This window comes from Microbacterium sp. MYb45 (assembly GCF_002979655.1).
Lineage (GTDB): Bacteria > Actinomycetota > Actinomycetes > Actinomycetales > Microbacteriaceae > Microbacterium.
On record NZ_PCPG01000024.1, the window covers coordinates 1 to 5,592 of the forward strand.

Annotated in this window: 3 rRNA genes; all 3 read right to left on the reverse strand. The window is 54.5% G+C overall.

Annotated elements, in window-relative coordinates:
* Positions 1-45 precede the first annotated feature (45 nt).
* The 3 genes from rrf to CQ034_RS19365 all read right to left on the reverse strand — a co-directional run bounded on the left by rrf (position 46) and on the right by CQ034_RS19365 (position 5,329).
* Positions 46-162, reverse strand: a 5S ribosomal RNA gene (rrf, locus tag CQ034_RS19350).
* Positions 163-270: 108 nt separating this feature from the next.
* Positions 271-3,375 (reverse strand): 23S ribosomal RNA (locus CQ034_RS19355).
* A gap of 430 nt (positions 3,376-3,805) precedes the next feature.
* Positions 3,806-5,329: ribosomal RNA gene (locus CQ034_RS19365) — 16S ribosomal RNA — on the reverse strand.
* The 16S, 23S and 5S rRNA genes sit together here, the layout of an rRNA operon.
* Between the last annotated feature and the right edge of the window lie 263 nt (positions 5,330-5,592).

Consider the following 5,592-nt stretch of genomic DNA (forward strand, 5'->3'; position numbering starts at 1 on the left):
GCAAAATGGCCACCCATCGATGGGTGGCCATTTTGTCTAAAAGGAGTCCGGCGGTGTCCTACTCTCCCACAGGGTCCCCCCTGCAGTACCATCGGCGCTGTGAGGCTTAGCTTCCGGGTTCGGAATGTAACCGGGCGTTTCCCTCACGCTATGGCCGCCGAAACACTATTGATGTTTCAATCAAACACATAACAAAGTCATTGTTGTTATGCGGTTCTCGACCGTACATCGAGAACCACTCAGTGGACGCGTAGCACCAACAAACGGTGTGTTATCAAGTCATCGGCTTATTAGTACCAGTCAGCTGCATGCATTACTGCACTTCCACATCTGGCCTATCAACCCAGTAGTCTGGCTGGGAGCCTCTCACCCGAAGGTATGGAAATCTCATCTTGAGGCCGGCTTCCCGCTTAGATGCTTTCAGCGGTTATCCATCCCGAACGTAGCTAATCAGCGGTGCTCCTGGCGGAACAACTGACACACCAGAGGTTCGTCCAACCCGGTCCTCTCGTACTAGGGTCAGATCCTCTCAAATTTCCTACGCGCGCAGCGGATAGGGACCGAACTGTCTCACGACGTTCTAAACCCAGCTCGCGTACCGCTTTAATGGGCGAACAGCCCAACCCTTGGGACCTACTCCAGCCCCAGGATGCGACGAGCCGACATCGAGGTGCCAAACCATGCCGTCGATATGGACTCTTGGGCAAGATCAGCCTGTTATCCCCGAGGTACCTTTTATCCGTTGAGCGACAGCGCTTCCACAAGCCACTGCCGGATCACTAGTCCCGACTTTCGTCCCTGCTCGACCTGTCAGTCTCACAGTCAAGCTCCCTTGTGCACTTACACTCGACACCTGATTGCCAACCAGGTTGAGGGAACCTTTGGGCGCCTCCGTTACTTTTTGGGAGGCAACCGCCCCAGTTAAACTACCCACCAGGCACTGTCCCTGAACCGGATTACGGTTCGAAGTTAGATATCCAGAGTGACCAGAGTGGTATTTCAACAATGACTCCACACGAACTAGCGTCCATGCTTCAAAGTCTCCCACCTATCCTACACAAGCCACACCGAACACCAATACCAAGCTGTAGTAAAGGTCACGGGGTCTTTCCGTCCTGCTGCGCGTAACGAGCATCTTTACTCGTAATGCAATTTCGCCGAGTTCGCGGTTGAGACAGTTGGGAAGTCGTTACGCCATTCGTGCAGGTCGGAACTTACCCGACAAGGAATTTCGCTACCTTAGGATGGTTATAGTTACCACCGCCGTTTACTGGGGCTTAAATTCTCAGCTTCGCCTTACGGCTAACCGGTCCTCTTAACCTTCCAGCACCGGGCAGGCGTCAGTCCGTATACATCGTCTTGCGACTTGGCACGGACCTGTGTTTTTAGTAAACAGTCGCTACCCACTAGTCTCTGCGGCCTCCAAACGCTTTCGGGAGTAAATCCCTATACGCCGAAGGCCCCCCTTCTCCCGAAGTTACGGGGGCATTTTGCCGAGTTCCTTAACCACGATTCTCTCGATCTCCTTGGTATTCTCTACCTGACCACCTGAGTCGGTTTGGGGTACGGGCGGCTAGAACCTCGCGTCGATGCTTTTCTTGGCAGCATAGGATCACCCACTTTTTATCCGCATCGTGTCTCAGCCTTAATGAATCGCGGATTTGCCTACGACTCGGCCTACGCACTTGCACCAGGACAACCATCGCCTGGCTTGGGCTACCTTCCTGCGTCACACCTGTTAATACGCTAACCGCACCAGAATGGGGTCGTGCGCTAGGCCCAGAGCGTCACCCCGAAGGGATCAGTCACTGGGATTCAGACACTTAGCACTACTGGATTAGCTTGGGCGGTTCTTCGCCGGTACGGGAATATCAACCCGTTGTCCATCGACTACGCCTGTCGGCCTCGCCTTAGGTCCCGACTTACCCAGGGAAGATTAGCTTGACCCTGGAACCCTTGGTCTTTCGGAGGACGTGTTTCTCACACGTCATTCGCTACTCATGCCTGCATTCTCACTCGTGTAGCCTCCACGGCTGGTTCACACCGCCGCTTCGCTGGCCACACGACGCTCTCCTACCCATCAACACGGCTGGACCACGAAGGCCTACCAATAATGTCAATGCCACAACTTCGGTGGCGTGCTTGAGCCCCGTTACATTGTCGGCGCGGAATCACTTGACCAGTGAGCTATTACGCACTCTTTCAAGGGTGGCTGCTTCTAAGCCAACCTCCTGGTTGTCAAGGCAACTCCACATCCTTTCCCACTTAGCACGCGCTTTGGGACCTTAGTTGGTGGTCTGGGTTGTTTCCCTCTCGACTATGAAGCTTATCCCCCACAGTCTCACTGCTGCGCTCTCACTTACCGGCATTCGGAGTTTGGCTGACGTCAGTAACCTTGTAGGGCCCATCGGCCATCCAGTAGCTCTACCTCCGGCAAGAAACACGCAACGCTGCACCTAAATGCATTTCGGAGAGAACCAGCTATCACGAAGTTTGATTGGCCTTTCACCCCTATCCACAGCTCATCCCCTCAGTTTTCAACCTAAGTGGGTTCGGTCCTCCACGACGTCTTACCGTCGCTTCAACCTGGCCATGGATAGATCACTTCGCTTCGGGTCTAGGACATGCGACTGAATCGCCCTATTCAGACTCGCTTTCGCTACGGCTACCCCACACGGGTTAACCTCGCCACATATCGCTAACTCGCAGGCTCATTCTTCAAAAGGCACGCTGTCACCCCTACTAAGGAGGCTCCAACGGTTTGTAAGCAAACGGTTTCAGGTACTATTTCACTCCCCTCCCGGGGTACTTTTCACCTTTCCCTCACGGTACTTGTCCGCTATCGGTCATCTGGGAGTATTTAGGCTTATCAGGTGGTCCTGACAGATTCACACGGGATTTCACGGGCCCCGTGCTACTTGGGATACTCTTCGCGCCAAGAGAGGCATTTCGACTACGGGGTTGGCACCCTCTATGACCGGCCTTTCAAGACCGTTCGTCTATACCTTCTTGTAACGCCGCCACCTCGGCAGAGATGACTGAAAAGTCCCACAACCCCCAACGTGCAACACCTGCCGGCTATCACACACGCTAGGTTTAGCCTGTTCCGGTTTCGCTCGCCACTACTAACGGAATCGCGGTTGCTTTCTCTTCCTGTGGGTACTGAGATGTTTCACTTCCCCACGTTCCCTCTACCCGCCCTATATATTCAGGCGGGAGTCACTAGGTCGGCACGCCGCCCAGCGGGGTTTCCCCATTCGGACACCCTCGGATCAAAACTTGCTTATCAGTTCCCCGAGGCTTATCGCAGATTGCTACGTCCTTCTTCGGCTCCAGATGCCAAGGCATCCACCGTTTGCTCTTAAAGACTTGAAATCACATGAGTTTGAATCAAAAACTCGACCCCACCCGAAGATGGAATCTGAAATTGACTAATGATCTTTAAGATCATCTTGTGCAACTGACCGAAGCCAGCTGCAAGATGCTCGCGTCCACTGTGTAGTTCTCAAAGTACGGGCGGTGCCCCCATCCACAACCCCACAAAAGGGGAAACAGAAAGAGGCCCAGAGTAACCGACTGTGCACTCGACCCAAAGGCCAGTGCGCATCCGGTCCCTCAGGACCCAACAGCGTGCAGGTGCGACATCCGCCACCCTCCCCGTTCCCACCAGATCCGAAGACCCGACGTACTAGAGAAGAACAACATCCTTCACACCATGTCAAATGTTCCACCCATGAGCTCCCAGCGAAGAACGTATGCCTTCGATCTGGGTTCTGGACACCCGGAGGTGTCAGATGCTCCTTAGAAAGGAGGTGATCCAGCCGCACCTTCCGGTACGGCTACCTTGTTACGACTTAGTCCTAATTACCGATCCCACCTTCGACGGCTCCCTCCAAAAAGGTTAGGCCACCGGCTTCAGGTGTTACCGACTTTCATGACTTGACGGGCGGTGTGTACAAGACCCGGGAACGTATTCACCGCAGCGTTGCTGATCTGCGATTACTAGCGACTCCGACTTCATGAGGTCGAGTTGCAGACCTCAATCCGAACTGGGACCGGCTTTTTGGGATTCGCTCCACCTCGCGGTATTGCAGCCCTTTGTACCGGCCATTGTAGCATGCGTGAAGCCCAAGACATAAGGGGCATGATGATTTGACGTCATCCCCACCTTCCTCCGAGTTGACCCCGGCAGTATCCCATGAGTTCCCACCATTACGTGCTGGCAACATAGAACGAGGGTTGCGCTCGTTGCGGGACTTAACCCAACATCTCACGACACGAGCTGACGACAACCATGCACCACCTGTTTACGAGTGTCCAAAGAGTTGACCATTTCTGGCCCGTTCTCGTATATGTCAAGCCTTGGTAAGGTTCTTCGCGTTGCATCGAATTAATCCGCATGCTCCGCCGCTTGTGCGGGTCCCCGTCAATTCCTTTGAGTTTTAGCCTTGCGGCCGTACTCCCCAGGCGGGGAACTTAATGCGTTAGCTGCGTCACGGAATCCGTGGAATGGACCCCACAACTAGTTCCCAACGTTTACGGGGTGGACTACCAGGGTATCTAAGCCTGTTTGCTCCCCACCCTTTCGCTCCTCAGCGTCAGTTACGGCCCAGAGATCTGCCTTCGCCATCGGTGTTCCTCCTGATATCTGCGCATTCCACCGCTACACCAGGAATTCCAATCTCCCCTACCGCACTCTAGTCTGCCCGTACCCACTGCAGGCCGGAGGTTGAGCCTCCGGATTTCACAGCAGACGCGACAAACCGCCTACGAGCTCTTTACGCCCAATAATTCCGGATAACGCTTGCGCCCTACGTATTACCGCGGCTGCTGGCACGTAGTTAGCCGGCGCTTTTTCTGCAGGTACCGTCACTTTCGCTTCTTCCCTGCTAAAAGAGGTTTACAACCCGAAGGCCGTCGTCCCTCACGCGGCGTTGCTGCATCAGGCTTGCGCCCATTGTGCAATATTCCCCACTGCTGCCTCCCGTAGGAGTCTGGGCCGTGTCTCAGTCCCAGTGTGGCCGGTCACCCTCTCAGGCCGGCTACCCGTCGACGCCTTGGTGAGCCATTACCTCACCAACAAGCTGATAGGCCGCGAGCCCATCCCCAACCGAAATTCTTTCCAGACGCAGACCATGCGGTCACGTCACATATCCAGTATTAGACGCCGTTTCCAGCGCTTATCCCAGAGTCAGGGGCAGGTTGCTCACGTGTTACTCACCCGTTCGCCACTGATCCCACAGAGCAAGCTCCGTGTTCACCGTTCGACTTGCATGTGTTAAGCACGCCGCCAGCGTTCATCCTGAGCCAGGATCAAACTCTCCGTAAAAAAGAAATGCATACGACACCGGGAAAACGGTGACGCAGCGAGTTTGATGCTGACCAAAGAGACAAATTCATTGCTGACTTCATCCATTGCCAACCCCCCGAAAGGAGTTGGTCTTTGATCCAAAGGAATTCTCACCCCCACCGAAGTGGAGACGAGGATAATTTGGCATTTGACAAGTGCACGCTGTTGAGTTCTCAAGGATCGGATGCTCCCACGACCCAGCCATCACAGCCAGGCCCGCAGGGCAACTTCTCTATCTTACC